Genomic DNA, 16,016 nt, shown 5'->3' on the forward strand with positions numbered 1-16,016 from the left:
GAATGTGCCCATAGTAGATAGGCGAACATCCCAAGGACAAGAATCGCCGCGAGTCCAAACCAGAGCAAATAGGTTGCACGGGACGGAACCAAGGGACGGATGCCCCCAGCACCTTTAACCCGCCCATTTGATATCCTGCCACTCATAGGCCAATCCTACATCGCTTGCGCCTGCTCGCAACAGGGCAGCTACCGAAGTTTGGCTTTCGCATTGCGGTGGAATCTGATTCAGCGTCGGCATGAGCCGATACGACCTGACCGACTTCGAGTGGCGCGTGATCGAGCCGCTGCTGCCCAACAAGCCTAGAGGCGTGCCCCGCGTCGATGACCGCCGCGTGCTGAACGGTATCTTTTGGGTGCTGCGCTCCGGTGCGCCATGGCGTGACCTGCCAGAACGATACGGGCCGCGCACCACCTGCTACAACCGCTTCGTGCGATGGCGAAAGGCGGGTATGTGGGACCGGCTCATGGACGCCATCACCGCCGCCTACGACGGCGACATCCAAATGATCGACAGCACCTCCGTTCGCGCCCACCAACAGGCTGCGACGGCAAAAAGGGGGGTGCAGATCAGTGTCTCGGTCGATCACGCGGCGGGCTCACGACCAAAATCCACGTCGTCGTCGACGCGCAGGGCCTCCCGGTTCGGTTCGGCCTAACCGCCGGACAGACGCATGACGGACAGATCGCTGACACGCTGCTCAGCCACCTTGGCCCGCGCACCATCGTGTTGGCCGACAAGGCGTATGACGCCGACCGCATCCGCGAGCTGATACAGGACCAGGGCGCCACGCCCAACATCCCGCCCAAGAGCAACCGGCGCTGGAAACCCTGCTTCAGCAAACGGCTCTACCGCGAGCGCAACCTGATCGAGCGGTTCTTCTCGAAGCTGAAGCACTTCCGCCGCGTCGCCACTCGGTACGACAAGCTGGCTGCCAACTTCCTTGCCATGATCCAGCTCGCCTCAATGCGTCTGTGGCTGCGCGCTTATGAGTTTACGGCCTAGAGGTGGGACATATATGCCGAATGCTCAGCGACATGGTTTCACTTACGTCTTTCAGCCTATTCCTGAGTGAAAGGTCGTGGGCCGGTGGTAACGAGATGCCAGATCCGTTGGCGGCCGCCTTCCGGGCGATGTCCAAAAGCATCGAGCCATTCCAGGCCGAATTCGAGTCTTCCCAAGACGACCTCTACCGCAGGTGGCCGATGAAGGGGTAGGGCGCACGCTTCCGGCATCCTCGCCGTGGAAGCTAGCTGAACGAGGGTCTGCTTCTATGACCAACGCCGCGATCAAGCGAAATTTCCGGTTCTGACATGAGCGGAAGCGGCAGAAGCTGATCCATTTTCACCGCGTTCAGGCGGTGCCAGACAATGCACTGTTGACCGGCAGGCTACGCGATGGTGTAGTATCCACCCCGGGGGGAATATGCGCACGGAATATGAGACGATACAGGATAGCGGGCCGCATCGAGGAGCGACACTCCCGACGGCACCGATTCCGGCTCGTCCGACCGTCGGCGCGTAAGATGACAACCTCGTCTGAACCAGCCGACGGTGAACCGCCGGCGCCGCCCCGATTCATTGCTGTCGACTTCTTCTGCGGTGCCGGCGGCACCACTCGCGGCCTCGTTGATGCAGGAGGTTACGTGCTGGCAGGGGTCGACAAGGAGGCGCGCTGCAAGCGCACCTACGTCGAAAACAACACCAACCTGCGCGGCGACCGAAGGCCTCCGGAGTTCCTTCAGCGCGACATCTTCGCTAAGTCCGAGGCGTACCCGGCGGGTGAGCAGGAGGAGCTCGCGCGCGAATTGGCCGCACTGATCGGAAAGGCGCAGGAGCGGTTTCCCGGCGTACCCCTGCTATTCGCCATCTGCGCACCTTGTCAGCCCTTTACCACGCTGTCGTCGCGCAAGAAGATGAGCGGCGGCAGGATCGAGAAGCGCGGTCGCGACAGCAACCTCCTTCGGGCCGCACTTACCTTCGTCGAGAAGCACAGGCCGGACTTCGTCCTTTCGGAGAATGTCGCCGGCATCCAGGATGAGCGTTTCGGCGGTATCTGGGGCGACTTCCGCGAGCGACTAAACCAGCTCGGATTCGTCACCGGATCCGAGACCGTCTGCGTGTCGAAGTTTGGCGTGGCGCAGCGCCGCAAGCGCTCGATCCTTCTCGCCGCCAGCCGTGATCGGGTCCGCAAGGATCGGCTCACCGGGGACCTGGTCGCCAGCGAACTGATCGTGCCCCAGAAGGACGAGAACGCCGGGCCGCTAACCGTGCAGGAGGCTATCGAGCACCTCCCGCGCCTGAAGGCTGGAGATAACGATCCCTCGGTGGCGAATCACCGGACACGCTCGCTCACCGACATCAACATCAAGCGCATCAGCTCGGCGAAGCCCGGCGAGACGAATCGCTATCTGGACGCGACCAAGTATGGCGACCTCAGTCTCGACTGCCACCGCCGCGTTAACGCCAAGCTGAAGACGCGCGGCTTCAACGACGTCTACACCCGGATGCGCCCAGACGGCCCCTCGCCCACGATAACAACCCGCTGCCACAGCATCTCTAACGGCAGGTTCGGTCACTATGACACGACCCAAAATCGCGGGATCTCCCTGCGAGAGGCGGCGGCGCTCCAATCCTTTCCGGACGGGTACGTCTTCTATCCGGTGGAGATGATCGAGCCGGTCGCCCGGATGATCGGGAACGCCGTGCCCCCGCGCCTCGCCCAGTTCTTCGCGACTTATCTAATCGAGTCTGTCGAGGCCTGATTCCGACGCGCCTCCAATTCGGCAAGGAGGGCGGCAACACCGCTCTCAAGGCCGCATTCCCAGATCACCCATACGTTCCAGCCGAGCTCCCGCAGGCCCGCCTCGGCACGACGGTCACGCTCGAGGTTCCGGTCCAGCTTGGCGGTCCAGAACTCCCGGTTGGACGCTGGCCGTTTGCCGCGAGCGCAGTCGTGACCATGCCAGAAGCAGCCGTGCACCAGCACCGCGACGCGGTACCTCGGCAGAATCACGTCGGGCCTGCCCGGCAGTTCTTTCCGATGTAAGCGGTATCGGAAGCCACGAGCGTGGAGTGCGCGCCTGACCACCATCTCTGGACCGGTATCCCGATTCCTCACCCGTGACATGTTCCGGGATCGGGTCTCCGGGGCTACCCGATCCATTCAGCTTCGGCATCCAAGCCGGTCTAGGCAACGACCATCGCCGATCACGACGAGAAGGCGGCCCGCAGGGTCGCGGCGTCGTACGCCACTACGTGCTCCTCGTCGGCGACCACGCCGGCAGCCGCAATCATGGTGGCGATCAGGTTAGCGATCGCCTCATCCGGACTCTCCTCCACGACCGGGCAGCTCCCGAACGGGTCAGGCCGCGAGGCCGGACTTGCCGCTCCCCTCATTCTCCCCCTCCAACTCGCCGAACTTCGCGTAATCCACCCCAATGCGGGATTGGTGATTGCCCAGGAGGTGTAGGAACCTGGCCGCGTACTGAGGCCTAAGCTGGCTCACGGCGAACGCCTTGCGCTCCCCGATGTCGAGCGCATCCCCCACTTTCCTCAGCTCCTTGAAAAGAAAGCCGTGCCTCTGCCAGACCAAGTCGCCCGAGAAGCCGGCCGGCTCCAGCATCCACGTCAGCGGCCGAGGCTGCCGCATCTGCGCGTGGACTGCGCGCAGGAAGTGTTGCCTCCCGTCCACGGTGACGAAGACCTGCGTCCCGCGCTCTGCCTCGGGCAAGGCCTGCTTCGCCTTACTCTTCTCCAGCTTGAGCAGGTGCACCGGGCGGAACGGGAACATGTCCGCGTGCCAGCTGAATGCGTCCGAGGACTTGCGCGGCACCATGTCGCAAGCCGGCGTCACGCAAATCCACCACTCGTCGGTATCAGCCGAGCAGAGTACCGTTCCTGTAGTCAGGTGACCGCCCCGGAAACGGTCCGACGACAGGTACTCATTCAAGGCGTGTAGAACCTCGAACTCCATGTTCGCCTTGTCGCGCCAGGCGACACCCGCCTCCTTCGCCGCGGCCGCGACCACCTCCACCTCCGGCTTGCCGGTTAAGTTACCCATCGCCTCCACGGAGAGCCGGGCCGCAACCTTGCCAAACCGCATCAGCTCGGATTCCGGGTCGGCCAGCTGAACTTGGATCGACTGCTCGATGGACTCTGCCAGCCGGGCGTTCAGGGACGCCACTAGGCCGTCAACGGCCATGTCTTCGCCACCGGCACCGTGCTCACGCAGCATGTGAAACATCCAGCCTGCCTTAAGCAGGCTAGATGGCATGAGCGAGCTGTCGAAGGCATAAGACCGGTGCTCAAGCTCGTTCTGCAACTCGGAGACGAGGAGTTGAAGGACGCTTGGCTTCCACGTCTTCAACGCCGCGTCGAGGCAGTCGAAGATGTCCGGCTTCTCATGCTGAGTCGGATGCCCGTCCTCGCTCTGCTCGGGCTTCTTCATCAGGCAGACGAAAACGCTTCCCGCGTTCAGATAGGGTGGAGCGCCGGCCGGAGCGCCCTCCAGAGAGCGAGGTTCAGCCGCGTCTGCCTCGGCCCCATGACGCTGGATCGCGGCGCGATGGATAAATGCCTCGAGAACGGCCTTCGTCTGGGCACCCGGCACCCTGTGCAGCTCCCGGAGGTCTTTGAGCAGTTGCTGATACTGAGAGCAGATGTGCCTCATCCCGTGCAGGACGTAGTCGCGCAGGACCTCGTCGGGAACGAGTTCTAAGGTGCCTTCCGGGTCAAGGTCGCCGACCAGCTCGTCCGCATCCCTGCCTTGGCCGAGGTCGAGGCCGTCGAGGAAATGCTCCTTCTCGCGCCAACCTCTATGCAGCCTCACGGCCGCTCGAGTCCAAACCTTCAACAGGTCGTCCCGCGTGTAGATGATCACGAGATTGAAGTGCGGGCTGTGCGACAGGCCCGAGAGCACGCGGACCGCATCCTCGCTGTCCTGCGGCTCGGCTCGCCTGAGGTTCCAGTCGAGCACAACGAGATCGCTCTTGCGGATTTTTTCGATGAACTCGCCATCCACGTGGCCGACAGTGTTCTCGACGTCGCACACGATACGGTGCCTGTGCATCAAATCGTACAGGCGCCGTGCCTCGTCGACGTCGGGGAAGTCGGCACGAACGGCCGCCGCGTCGTTCGCCGCCAGCAGGTCGTTGTAGCTGGGGAAGCTGTCGTCGATGAGGATAGCGGACTGGACGGCCCGCTTCCGCAGCGTCTCGACGATCGCCTCGTCATAGGTCGCCAGCTCAGCCATGAGTCATACCTCGGAACTCGATGATGAAGTTTGCGCCGGGCAAGACCTTGGAATCCTCCGGACCCGCATAGCGGATGTCATGATGGGAAACCGCCAGGTTCAGCTTGCAAAGATGCAGGCCGACGCCCCTGCCGTTCGTCCGGCGCGTGAAGAATAGGTCGAACAGATTGGGAATGTCGTCCGGGTCAACGCCGGGTCCCGAATCCGCCACGACAACCAGTTCGCCGACGAGGTCGAGCGTTATCCTGCGGTCGTCAACGAACCGCACCCAGTATAGCGCGTTGTTCACCAGGTTGATGAACACCGGCAGCAGACGAGACCTAAGATCGATGACCCGGATGGACCGGAACGCGGGCGTAGCGGTGAACTCAACCCGCTCGTCCTTAAGCCGGCGGCGAAAGAAGTCCTGGACGAAGTCGGCTATCGAATCACCGGTGATCGTCTCCCGTGACCTGTAGCCCGCCAGGCGGAGCGGCGCCAGGAAGCGCAGCCGATCTGTGATAGCGCTGTGGGCTTCGAAGGCGAGCCGATAGGCATCGCTCTTCTGAACGTCGGCGGGAAGCCGGTGCAGGTTGCGCCGGACCTCGGCGTCCATGGTGTCCAGCTCGTGACCAATGATCTCAATTGCGATGCCCATCTGGGCCAGCACGTTGAAGTCGTTCACGCGGCGATCGAGCTGTGCCCGCTCGTCCTCCGTGACTGCCAGCGCGCCCTCCAGGTCGATGTCGTTGCGCAGCTGCTCGAGCGCCCGGAGGAACGGCTCGTAGCGGCCGACGAAGTCCTCCTCGAGCTGGGCCGCCGTTGCGTCCAGCCCGTTCAGCACCGTGCCGAGCCGGATCCCGCGCTCGAGATCCTGCAGCTGCGGGCTTGCCAGCAAATAGTACTGCTTGAAGTCCGACTCGGCCTGCGCCCGCCACTTCTCGCGCAGTTCAGAGATCTGGGCGTCGATGATCTTGCGGAACCGGTCGACCCTTGCGCTCAGCCTCGATTGATTGCTCTGAAGCCGCCGCGTCGCGACAGCATCGGGAGGCTCCACTCTCATTACCTCAAGCGCAGCTGATATTTCGTTGCCGGCAGCATCGATGGCCGCCCCAAGCGCCCGGTAGTCGTCGCGATACCGTCTGTACGCTACCTCTTGGTCGCCCAGCTTGGAAGGCACCTGCGGGACGCGGAGTCGATCGCGCTCGTCGCGCAGAGCGTCGAGCTCCTCGGACGCGAGCGCAACTTCTCCCGGATCCTGCTGGGCTAGTGCCCCTGCAAGGCGCTGCCTCAACGCGCCCGCCGCCTCCACTGCCTGTCGGACGGGCTCGGCATTCGACTTCAGGAACTTGCGAAAGGTCGAGGCCCGCGCCCGTGTGGCCTTCTGCGCCGCCTCCGCGGCAGCCTTGTTGCGGGCCTTGATCTCCTCCAGTTCCCCTTTCCGGATATCGGAGTCGGTACCGAAGTACCGCTTTCCAACTGAGACCAGCAGATCCTCCACGAGAATCCTGAGTTCGCGAAACGCCCGGTTGTCAACCAGCCCCTCGCGTCCCGCCTTGTCACGCAGGTTCGGATTTTGCTCGCGGGTGAATGCCGTCCGACCGAAGCTCCTCCGATGGGCCCAGAAGTATCTTCCCGCGTGGCGGGACCTGCGCTCCTCGATGGCATAGAGGTCGGATTCCGGATTGCCGTAAGGCATGATCCGAAGATTATCGCGATAGACGTAGACGCCCCCGTACTGATCCGTTTTCGCCGACAGGGCGGCATGGACAGCCTTCGGGTGTGTGCTCGCATCCGCATCCTGCTCGAAGGTTCCGATGCAGAACTTCACCGGTCCTAGGCGCTCGCGAGAGCCGCGAGGCGGCGGCCGGGTCGGAACATGGGTGATCTCGCCGCGGTCCTTACCGAGCACGCGCAGCTTCCCACGAAACACGCCGAGCTCGTCGAAGCCACCGTCAATCGAGTGCTCAAGCGTTCGGAACTCGTCGATCCCGAACACATCCGCAGCCCTCACGATGGCGCGACGTTGTTCACCTTGGTGCAGGACCACCTCGTAGTCGAACGGCTCGCGGTCCTCCTCGAACGGGTCGGTGAAGCCGGTCAGCGTCTTCACCAGATCGAGCTTGACCACTTCGACCTCGGCGTCGTCATCCGCCGCCGAGGTGTCGACTTGGACGGACAGCTCACGATGCACATCTAGGAGGAGGATGGCGGTTCCGGTCTCCCGCGTCCCCGCGAAGACCGGCCAATCACGCAGGTGCCGCTCCTCGAGCTGCACGCGCGCTCCGGCTAGGATCCGCTCGGACGTAGTCTCCGATAGACCTAACGCGCGCTCGTATTCATCGAACCGCGACCACGCCGCCGTCAGCCGGTCGTGCCTCGGATCGTCCTCGTCCGGTCTGACGTTTGCGGTCAGGGTTGCACGCATCGAGTCCAAGAGGCCGAGGATTTCGCGCGTCGAGGTGAAGCCCTCGACCGCCACTGCGATGTCCTCAAGAGCCAAATACGGGTTCTCGAACAACCGCCAGTCGACCATCACTGCCGCGAAATCGCTGCCGGCCCTCTTCGAGAGGATCAGTGTGACAGGCGCCAGGAACGCCGCCGAGAGACGACCGATGCCCTTCTCACCCTGACGGGGCCGCGGCGTCCGGCCCTCGGGAACATCGGCCTGGTCATCCCTGTCCCTGATCTTCGAGTCGGTGCCGACCACTAGCCAGCGCTCGAGGAAGTCGGCCCGCGACATGCCGAGGCCGTCGTCATAGATTGCGCCGACGGCGGGGCTGCCGTCGAACACGTGCAGGGACACGCTGTCGGCGTAAGCATCGTAGGCGTTCTTCCAGAGCTCGCTGACCGCGGTCGGGCAGTCGGCGATCTGACCGCGCCCAAGGTGGTCGATGGTGCGGGCGCGAGTCTGAAACGTGGTGCGCTGCACCGTCACGCTGACCACCACCGCACGTACGCGCCCCTGCCTTCCCGGCCGCTCGGCAACCTCTTCAAACCTTCTTCCCCCGCCCGCTGCGACCCGAACCAGTGCGGGTTCCCTTCTCTCGGGCTAACGGATCATAAACGCCGCGGCTGCGCCAGTCAGCAGACGTCGCAATTGGATTTGGAATTCGATCCACTCCGGCTGCGGTTTCCTGCCAAATTGAGGGCGAGCCGAACAGGACGGGCGGCGCCATGCAGTTCATCGTGGACCTTCCGACCAGACATGCCGGCTACGAGGGCGGGACGCGTACCATCGCCATCTCCCCCTAATGGCTGGATCTGCACCCCGAATATTGCTCTAAAATGAACGAAGGGCGGCTCACCGCGGTGGGTGCCCGAAAGCGGACCGGCAGCTAACCACCCAATCGTGGAAGATCCGAGGGACGAGGTCACCCGATGAGAATCGGTGAGCGGATATCTGGATCTAGCACTCACATCGGAGGAGGCGCATCCGTGGGTGAGAACAGCTATTTCAGTATCGTAGTTATCTTTCCACCAACCTTTCCTGGCAAGAAATCTTTAAGACTTTGGGGCGATAACGATGACTTCGAGGGGCGTGCGTCGATGGCTCGGAAGAGCCAGCTACAAAAACCTAAGCTGATGCTGCTCAGGCTTGCCTGACAGATTGAAGCCTCGAAGGGAGGGTAGGCGAAAGCCTGCCCTCCTATTCGCGTTATCGAGCGCGACCTCGCTGCGCAGCGAGAGCTGCCAATGTCGCCAGATCGATGTCATTGCTGTCCGACCGCTTCTCCTCAAGTGTCGGCTGCCTCGTAGCCTCTTGCCGCGGAACAGGATGCGGTGTCGCGAACAGATCGTCGGGCGGGCGCGAGCGCAGCACAGCAGTGACATTGACGCGCCGCGACAGCGGCTTTTGCGACGTGCTGGCGGAAGCGCTCTTCTCGCGGGCCGCTACGAACTCCGACCAGTTGGGCCAACGCGAGCGGCTGAGAGAAGCAAGTTCGTCCTCAAACCTTTGGCGTTCAGCGGCTATCGCAGGCGCGCGGACCTCGGCATCAAAGCGACTGTAGAAAGCTCGTCGCTCGCCCCTTGCAAGCTTCTTCGCCTCTCCGCGGCGACGGCGCATGAGCGCACCGCGCAGCTTCGCGATGGCCGCCGCGAGTTTCTCCCGCGATGCGTGACGCTTGCGCTTTTTCTCAAACTCCGCTGCGACATGGGCCGCGCGCAAGCGGTCATACTCGGCTTTGAGAGGCGCACTAGACACATTCGGACCGGGAGCAGACAACTCCGGCGGTGCACCATCCTGGGCTGCCCAGTACTCTTCAAGTCCTAGTGCCCCGGGGGCATTCCGCGACTCAAGCTGGCACCACCCATATCTGCGGTCGGCCAGATCAAACTGCGACGCTTTGACCGAGTTCGCCGGATCCGAGAGATCAAAGATCACGACGCCGCGGATCTTCTGCTGGCGTACTGCGACCCTCGACACCGGCTTGAATGCCAGCCCAAGCGCGCCGAGCGCGCGCTGTCGGCTGGACCAATCTGTCGTATCCAGTGCGGCGCGGATGTCAGCGGCGCGTTCGACAAGTGGAACACTGCCGGTCCTCTCGCCACGTCGAATCTGGCCGACCGGCACCGGGCGCGCGGTGCCGGTCGCCCGATCCTGAGCCGTCTGCGCGGGCGTCCGTAGTTCGCGAAGCTTCAATTTGCGCTCGAGGTCGCGGCACACATGCTGCGCGCGTGGCAGCATTCGAGAGTCATAGCTCTTCCGTTTGCGACGGCGTGGTGAAATGCGGCCAACTTCTTCATCGGTCAGAGCTCGCGGTCCGATTGAGGGGTCACCGCAACCCCTTGCGAGAAACCAGCGCTTGGGTGGAGTCTGACCGGTTTCAACGGAGACCGTGCACCAAAAGACGTGGACGTGATCATGATCCTTGTCGCGGTGACGAACGACGACGCGCTGGTGTCCCGCGAGACCGAATTCGAGCTCGTGCCGCTCGACAGCAAACAGCCACTGATCCGGCGTGAGCACGCCATCCGTGGGGGATGCGGATAGAGAGAGGTGAAGAAGCTTGCAGCGAGTACGCGACGATAGGTCGGCGACAGCGTTCATCTCGGCAGCGGCATGCTCGATTGATGAAACGGCTGTCAGGTCGAGCACCTCGTGATCGCGGTTCTCGGTGAGGTAGCTCGTGAGACCTGCGAAGTCGCTACCGCGCGTGATGTTGGGGATCACGATCGCGCGACCCTCAGCGCGAGGAGGAGTCCGGCGTACGCGTCGCGCAAATCTTCAGCGGAAACGACGCTGTTCGCGTTCAGGCGGCGGGCAATCTGGTTGATGTTCGTGCCGAGTTTTGTAACTTGGAGCACCAGGTCGCGCGACACAACGATGTGGCGGTCCGCACGTGCCACCAGCCGGCGCAGAATCTCAGCCTCGGTGCAGCCAGCGTATTGGGCAAGCCGCGAAAGCTGTTCCGCCTCCTCGACCGTCCAGCGGGTGGTGCGGACCTGTTGGCGCTGCCGAACTTCGGTGCCACGCTGTCCTGGCATTTTTTCATACCTTTCTGATGAACGATTCTTGGGAGGCAGGAGGGGGTCGGGGGAGGATGGATCCCCCCGCAAGGTCAGGCCAGGGCGGGTACGGCGACAGAGCGGAGCGACAGAGCGCACCCCCGCGACGCCGGAGGGCGGCGCGGTATGCTCTGGCCAGCCCTTGCTGGCTTTCCTCCTATTCGGCGCGGAGCGCCGGCTGCATTCGTCTTCTGTTCTTGTCGCAGCCGTCGAAGACGGTGTTGCCGTGCTGGCTGGGGTGCATCAGCTCCCGGCCGCGCGGCGATCGGCATAGCTGGCCGCGCAACCGCGCGCAGTCTGAACGTAAGTCGTGATGTCGATCGGAGGGGTCCCGCGCTTGTTAGGAGCGCGGAGCGCGGAGCCCGCGGCGTGGTCCATGCACGCGCTGAACCGCTCCTCGTTCAACGCGTGCGCCTCTGCCGCCGTCTGCTCGGCCTGGCGATTGGCGAGCATCCATCCGGCCGTGCAGAACGTGATCGCGACGATCACGGTCCAGCAGAACGACCACTTCAGCATGCGGGCGAGGCGGTCGGTGGCGTCGACCGGCATGCGATCACGCATCTTCTTGAGCGCCGCAAGCGCGGCATCGTCGATACGCTGAGGAAGGTCGGCGTGGATGCGCTGCTGTCCATCGAAAGCGGCCTGCTTTACCACCTTCTCGAGCTGGTCGAGATGGTCTGCCCGCAGAATAATCTCTGCCAGAGCGCCGGGGCTGCTGGCAATTTCGGGCGGCAGGTTGAGGATCAGCTGGTTGATGCGCCGGTAATCTTCGTCGGTCGGGCTGCGACCGAGGAGACGGACGATCATGACACCGGCATCCATTACTTGCACTCCTCGAGCATGCTGATGAAGGGGGAGAACGCCCTCTCGACGGCCGTCCACCACATATCGAAGTCCACGCGCTCCCACGCCTGCAGCCCCGCGTTCGACACATCATGGAAGGGGCTGCGTGAGCGTGCGATGCGCGTGCGCGCACGGATCGGGAGCACCGGAAGATAGATTTCGGTCAACCCCTGCGCGATCATCTCGGCGCGCAGCGGGGACTCCTGCCAGAGCTTGAAGTCACGCGGGCTGGCACCGAACCTGCCGTTCATCACCACCAGCGTTCGGGACGGCGCAGCGAGGGTCCGGACGCGGTTTAGGAGCGTGACCGAGTCCTCTTCGTCGTCGATAACCCAGACGTGAATGAGCTCACGACCGAGCACTTCGAACACTCGGTGCAGCTTGTTGATCTGCCTCTCGATCACATCGCCGACATTCGCCGGCAGATCGAACAGTACGGTGGCATTCGGAGTGTTTTCGATCTCATCGAAAACGAGGTCCCATCCGCCCTCGCGGCGGAGCTGCGTTCGTACCACTCGGGAGCTTGCTCCATAGTAACGTTCGAGATGTGCATTCCGGGCGTCGCAGTCGAAGCCTAACAGCTTCAGGCCGTACATGATTATCAATGCGGCTATAATCCGGGCGGTGGTGGACTTACCCACGCCGCCCTTATCAGCCGAGACGACGATTGCGAACGCAATCGCGTTTTTGGAGGTGGACGTCAGATGTTCTTTCGTCATGATTAATCCTTGAGCCGCGCGCAGGCTTCGGATCGAGCGATTGGAGGCGCGGAACCGCAGCAGCGCGACGTTGAGTTTGTTGTGGGTTCGCCGCTGGCGGCAGCGATTAGTTCGGAACGAACCCGTCGTCGTCGAAGAGTTCGCCGGGCGCGCGAGAGGTAGTCGTCGTCCGTGCGGCATGCGGCTCGGCGAGCTTCGTCCGCTTCCGACGTTTTGGCGGCGTGACGATCAACGCAGCGTCCGCGTCTGCCCGAAGGCTCTTACGCGCATCGGTCAGCGCCCGACGCAGGAGGTTCTCGGTCACCCCAGCCGCGGTCATCCATTCGCGGACCTGCGGGTTTGCGACGATCTGCGGAAGCTTCGCCGTCTCGCACTTGCCCAGCAGGCCAGCGACCATCTGGGCCGCCGCGATCTTAGGTACCACGTCCGACGTCTGCGAGGTGACGAGCATCTCGCCGATTGTCGCCCCGAATTGAAAGTTGTTCATGTCTGTCTCCCATAGCCGAGCGAAAGACGGCTCGGTCGCTCAGGCCTGCAGGATTCGCGGACTCTCGGCGTGGGGGGCGACGTCCGACTAATTAAGCGGATCGCAATCGATTGCCTGCAATCGTTGCTCCCAGCGAAAGGGGACGTCGATGACATTGCAGCCAACCGCGCCGCTTGCCGCGATCGACCCGGGCTTGGATTTTAGCGTTGCCGGGGTCCTCGGCCGTATCCCCGCAGAACAGCAGCGTGCACTATACGGCGATCTCAGCCGAGCCGAATTCGAAGGTCGCTTGTTCAGCTTCGTCGACTTCCAAACCCTTCCAGTCGGCCATCTACTAGATCACCGGGTCGTGATGCCGCTCGCTCGCGCCGAATGGCTGATCGATCAGTCATCAGCGACCATCGCCAACCATTGCATGAAGATGCTTTGCGCCAGCGATCATTCTCAAGCAGCGCGGATGCTCTCATCCGCGCTTCGTCTGGACCTACCCGACTATGCGACGCGCGCACGAGCGCTCGCTGAGGGCTATCGCCCCTTCGTAATCGATTGTTTGCGCGGCCTGCTCGGCGATGCGGAGGCGGCGATCGAACCATGGATGCCCTGCGCAAACGACATGCGCGAACTCCTGGCAAAGTCCGCTATCCTGTTTGGAGCCCTCGAGGTTCAGCTTCTGGCGCTGCGCCAGAAGCGGATCGCAGACTACCGGCTTGGGCTTGCTCACGGCTCCGACACAGTCGGCGCGATCCTTACTGATCAGACGGCGATGGTGAATGCCATCCTCCACGCGAAAAAAAGGCTTTCCAAACAGCCGCCAAAAGGGCGGAGGCCCCAGCTCTTTCCCGCTCTTGAGAGCTCGGCCTTGGCCACCCAGGCAGCTTACCGGCACGCGTTCCCGGATGTCACCGAAGACCAACTCGAGCTGCAACTCAAAACGACACTCACTACATTGATCGACCTGTTCCATCTTGATGAGAACATGTTCGCGCTGAGCAGGGAGGACGCCCGTTCTGCATCGCGGATGCGCGCTTCGACCGTGATGGCCAGTTGCACGGCGGGAGAGCAGCTTGCTTTTGCAAGCATACGGCTCGTCACTTATGCTCGCAATGTTCGTGGCCTAATTACGACCGGCACCACCGGCCGCAACCCGCTCGCATGGTTTCGCGGCGAAAAGCCTTCCCGCTCTGACAGAGCGTTGGAGACGGTTCTGTTCATCAACCGGGTCGTCGTCTGGTCCCCATCTGGCCTAGAAAGCGCGTTCGATACGCGTGGCGATGAAGTCGATCTCAAGGGCCTACTGAAAACATACCTTGGCGCGGGAACGAGCGCTGGCGAGGACCTGATCAAGACCGTGCGTGAAGAGCGCCGGGCCTACTTCCAGCGCGCGCCGATCTTTGGCGATCTTGTCGGCGCTCAGCTTTTCGACGTCCTGCCCGATTTCCGCTTTCGAATTACCCGTATGTCACCCCCCAACCCCGGCAGTCTCGTCCACGCTATCGTGGGTCATGCACAGGAGCCCGAACAGCGTACGGTATTCAAAGTCCAACCCGGACGGTCAGCAGACCGAACGTCGTCGTCAGGCCGAGGCCCTGTGTGATGCGATTCTCGAGCGGCTCGTCGGCGACGAGCGGTTCATCCAGGTTGTGGCCGCCGCTATCGCCGGTAGGCAAGCAGAATACGAGACTGACATCCTTATCCCGCTCGAGGAGGTCGAGCGCCTCGCCGGGATAAAGAAGTCGAAGATATACCAGCTCGTCCGCGCAAAAGAGTTTCCGCCGCCATACAAAGCTGGCGGCTCGTCGTCGCGGTGGAGTCGCGCCGAGGTGATCGCCTGGCGGGCGCAACTTCGCCCGATCTCGATGCGGGATCCCGTGCGCGTCTAGCAGCGGTGACCTGGCCCATTCTTAGCCCAGCGCATCGGACCACTCACCAACGTCGAGGCAGGCCAGAAATTTTGGAGGAGCATGTCGGCCCATTCCTGCGCGAGCGCACGACGCCGCGGCATATAGGCCGCGCGATTGTAGCTCCCTTCCGATGCTGAGACCAAAGTTGCACGGTTGTCCCGTCCTTTGATCCTATCGGAAGGCGTATGTGCGAGCATCAGGTCGATAACCGCGCGATCGACGTCTTGGTGTTGCTTAGCCGGGCGCTCGTTCATGATCGTCGAGAATGAGGCCCTAAAGCCATGGGGTACATGACGCTGATAATAGCCGGCCCTAATCAGCAGCGCACGCAGTGTATTTTCGCTAATTGGGCGATGAACGTGCCGATCACTCGTGAAGCAGAACTTATAGCGTCCGGTCAATGGACGTAGTGCATTCAGCACTTCGACCGCCTGGGTGGCAAGCGGCACTAGGGTCCGGACTCACAACCACCAGATGACGGTGGCGGCGAGGGCGATGGCGCCCATGAAGTTCTTGATGTTGCGATCGAAGCGGGTGGCGAGCCGCCTCCAGTCCTTGAGGCGGCAGAACATGCGCTCGATGACGTTGCGCTGTTTGTAGATGGTGCGGTCGTAGTCGTACTGGACCTTGCGGTTGCAGCGCGGCGGGATGACGGCCTGGGTGCCGCGCTGGTCGAGCCACTCGCGCAACTCCTGACTGTCATAGCCCTTGTCGGCGACGAGTTCGACGGATGGGGGCAGCGCCGCGATGCAGGTCTTGGCGACCTTGCAGTCGTGGACGTTGCCGGGCGTCAGCAGGAGGACGTGAGGGCGGCCCTTGGCGTCGCAGACGGCATGGACCTTGGTGTTCCGGCCGCCTTTGGTGCGGCCGATACCATGGGCCAAGGCCCCCCTTTTCCACCGCCTGCGCAGCGGTGGACCTTGATGCAGCTGCTATCGATGAACAGCCGGTCCGGCGCGTCGTCGGCGCCTGCCAGCGCGCTGAAAATCCCCTCCCAGATGCCGCGCTCGGACCAGCGCACGAAGCGATTGTAGAGCGTCTTCTTTGGCCCGTACACGTCCGAGCAGTCCACCCAGCGACCGCCGCAGCGGAGCGCATGCACGATCCCGCTCAGCACCCGGCGATCATCCACACGTGCCTTGCCGCGAACGTCCGTCGGCAGCAGTGGTGCGATCCGCTCCCACTGCGCATCGGAAAACCAGAAGAAATCAGCCATTCCACCGCCTCCACACCAACGCAGTGAATCACGATCCAAGCGGTAGCAAAAGCCATTATTGGGTCCGGACCCTACATGTTCATGGCGCGCGCTAGACTTTTTTTGCT

The 16,016-nt window shown here is 62.8% G+C and carries 15 protein-coding genes; 5 read left to right on the top strand and 10 right to left on the bottom strand.

The genetic code is table 11. The features are described 5' to 3' along the window. Positions 1-238: 238 nt before the first annotated feature. A protein-coding gene (locus ACM608_RS10740) for an IS5 family transposase (RefSeq protein WP_419683214.1) occupies positions 239-1,005 on the top strand; the annotation gives its coding sequence in 2 pieces (ribosomal slippage) (positions 239-563 and positions 563-1,005; 768 coding nt in all). Positions 1,006-1,645: 640 nt separating this feature from the next. Continuing rightward, complete coding sequence (locus tag ACM608_RS10745) at positions 1,646-2,764, top strand: DNA cytosine methyltransferase (protein ID WP_419683215.1); 1,119 nt, start codon at positions 1,646-1,648, stop codon at positions 2,762-2,764. Here the strand turns inward: ACM608_RS10745 and ACM608_RS10750 are convergent. The 4 genes from ACM608_RS10750 to ACM608_RS10765 are packed head-to-tail and all read right to left on the bottom strand — an operon-like array spanning position 2,737 to position 8,170. After that, positions 2,737-3,165 (bottom strand): very short patch repair endonuclease, encoded by a 429-nt coding sequence (locus ACM608_RS10750; RefSeq protein WP_419683216.1) that lies wholly within the window; start codon positions 3,163-3,165, stop codon positions 2,737-2,739. The genes ACM608_RS10745 and ACM608_RS10750 overlap by 28 nt on opposite strands. 44 nt (positions 3,166-3,209) lie before the next feature. Next, positions 3,210-3,341, bottom strand: a complete 132-nt coding sequence (locus tag ACM608_RS10755) for a hypothetical protein (RefSeq protein WP_419683217.1) — start codon at positions 3,339-3,341, stop codon at positions 3,210-3,212. A gap of 22 nt (positions 3,342-3,363) precedes the next feature. Then, positions 3,364-5,253 carry a response regulator receiver domain gene (locus ACM608_RS10760; protein WP_419683218.1) on the bottom strand — a complete coding sequence of 630 codons (1,890 nt, stop codon included), beginning with the start codon at positions 5,251-5,253 and terminating at the stop codon, positions 3,364-3,366. Beyond that, a complete protein-coding gene (locus ACM608_RS10765; protein WP_419683219.1) occupies positions 5,246-8,170 on the bottom strand; it encodes an ATP-binding protein in 2,925 nt (974 codons plus the stop codon). Before ACM608_RS10765 ends, ACM608_RS10760 begins: the two co-directional genes overlap by 8 nt. Positions 8,171-8,670: 500 nt before the next feature. Here ACM608_RS10765 and ACM608_RS10770 point away from each other — a divergent pair, with 500 nt between their 5' ends. Beyond that, positions 8,671-8,838 carry a hypothetical protein gene (locus tag ACM608_RS10770; RefSeq protein WP_419683220.1) on the top strand — a complete coding sequence of 56 codons (168 nt, stop codon included), beginning with the start codon at positions 8,671-8,673 and terminating at the stop codon, positions 8,836-8,838. A gap of 52 nt (positions 8,839-8,890) precedes the next feature. On the opposite strand, the gene ACM608_RS10775 is transcribed toward ACM608_RS10770, so the two are convergent. From ACM608_RS10775 to ACM608_RS10795, 5 genes are all read right to left on the bottom strand, one after another. Further along, positions 8,891-10,408 (bottom strand): relaxase/mobilization nuclease domain-containing protein, encoded by a 1,518-nt coding sequence (locus tag ACM608_RS10775; RefSeq protein WP_419683221.1) that lies wholly within the window; start codon positions 10,406-10,408, stop codon positions 8,891-8,893. After that, on the bottom strand, positions 10,405-10,722 hold the full coding sequence (locus ACM608_RS10780) for a plasmid mobilization protein (protein ID WP_419683222.1): 318 nt from the start codon (positions 10,720-10,722) through the stop codon (positions 10,405-10,407). The genes ACM608_RS10775 and ACM608_RS10780 overlap by 4 nt, the downstream gene beginning before the upstream one ends. 264 nt (positions 10,723-10,986) lie before the next feature. Continuing rightward, positions 10,987-11,565 carry a hypothetical protein gene (locus ACM608_RS10785; RefSeq protein ID WP_419683223.1) on the bottom strand — a complete coding sequence of 193 codons (579 nt, stop codon included), beginning with the start codon at positions 11,563-11,565 and terminating at the stop codon, positions 10,987-10,989. Beyond that, complete coding sequence (locus ACM608_RS10790) at positions 11,565-12,305, bottom strand: division plane positioning ATPase MipZ (RefSeq protein ID WP_419683224.1); 741 nt, start codon at positions 12,303-12,305, stop codon at positions 11,565-11,567. Before ACM608_RS10790 ends, ACM608_RS10785 begins: the two co-directional genes overlap by 1 nt. A 106-nt stretch (positions 12,306-12,411) precedes the next feature. After that, entirely contained in the window at positions 12,412-12,792 is a 381-nt protein-coding gene (locus tag ACM608_RS10795; RefSeq protein WP_419683225.1) for a hypothetical protein, read from the bottom strand. A 148-nt stretch (positions 12,793-12,940) separates the two neighbouring features. Here ACM608_RS10795 and ACM608_RS10800 point away from each other — a divergent pair, with 148 nt between their 5' ends. Both ACM608_RS10800 and ACM608_RS10805 read left to right on the top strand, forming a co-directional pair. Then, a complete protein-coding gene (locus ACM608_RS10800; protein ID WP_419683226.1) occupies positions 12,941-14,386 on the top strand; it encodes a hypothetical protein in 1,446 nt (481 codons plus the stop codon). A 46-nt stretch (positions 14,387-14,432) separates the two neighbouring features. After that, positions 14,433-14,672, top strand: a complete 240-nt coding sequence (locus ACM608_RS10805; RefSeq protein ID WP_419683227.1) for a helix-turn-helix transcriptional regulator — start codon at positions 14,433-14,435, stop codon at positions 14,670-14,672. A 482-nt stretch (positions 14,673-15,154) separates the two neighbouring features. Here the strand turns inward: ACM608_RS10805 and ACM608_RS10810 are convergent. Beyond that, positions 15,155-15,909 (bottom strand): IS5 family transposase gene (locus tag ACM608_RS10810; RefSeq protein WP_419681115.1). Its coding sequence is split into 2 segments (ribosomal slippage): positions 15,155-15,565 and positions 15,568-15,909, totalling 753 coding nucleotides; the frame shifts between segments, so codons are not numbered across the junction. Positions 15,910-16,016 lie beyond the last annotated feature (107 nt).

This window comes from Sphingomonas sp. ID0503 (assembly GCF_048565625.1).
Lineage (GTDB): Bacteria > Pseudomonadota > Alphaproteobacteria > Sphingomonadales > Sphingomonadaceae > JBLZUR01.